The sequence below is a fragment of the Chrysosporum bergii ANA360D genome, assembly GCF_029891735.1.
GTDB lineage: Bacteria > Cyanobacteriota > Cyanobacteriia > Cyanobacteriales > Nostocaceae > Umezakia > Umezakia bergii.
In genome coordinates, this window is sequence record NZ_JANQDH010000111.1 from 1 (window position 1) to 591 (window position 591).

General features: G+C 45.3%; 1 protein-coding gene and 1 pseudogene. One reads left to right on the forward strand and one right to left on the reverse strand.

All coding sequences use genetic code 11. The features are described 5' to 3' along the window. On the reverse strand, positions 1 to 332 hold a 332-nt coding region (locus NWP17_RS15985; RefSeq protein ID WP_280655867.1), incomplete at its 3' end, for an MATE family efflux transporter. Between the two features lie 71 nt (positions 333 to 403). Here NWP17_RS15985 and NWP17_RS15990 point away from each other — a divergent pair. Next, a pseudogene (locus tag NWP17_RS15990) lies at positions 404 to 591 on the forward strand (transposase family protein); the annotation flags it as partial.

Sequence of the window (591 nt, forward strand, 5' to 3'; positions counted from 1 at the left end):
TGTAACAGTATGATCGCCACCCCCAGCACCAGAGCAATTAAACCATTAAGCAGTCCCGCCAACAGTACGCCCTCTCGGTCATCTCGTCCGACTGCTTGTGCTGTTAACGCAGTGGTACCCATTCGTAAAAACGATAAAACAAAGTAGAGAAAGTTAAGCAGGTTTCCAGCAAGGGCTACTCCAGCTAGGTAGTGGATTTCCGAGAGATGACCTAAGAACATGATACTGACTAAATTACTCAGTGGTACTATAATATTCGATAGGACGTTGGTAAAAGCTAGTCGGAAGTAGCGGGGTATAAAGTCATACTGGCTTGGAAATGTCAGGCTCATAAGATTAATTTGACAGTAGAGTTGTTGGAAAATAAGGGATAATAATCAAGCAGACAAGTAGGGTGACATTAATGTTGAACTTAGACCGCATCCTGAATCAAGAGCGACTGCTACGAGAAATGACTGGACTTAACCGCCAAGCATTCAACGAGCTGTTATCTCAGTTTGCTGATACCTATGAACGCACCGTGTTCAACTCCTTAGCAAACCGCAAACGTGCGCCCGGGGGCGGACGCAAGCCTACACTCAGAAGTATAGA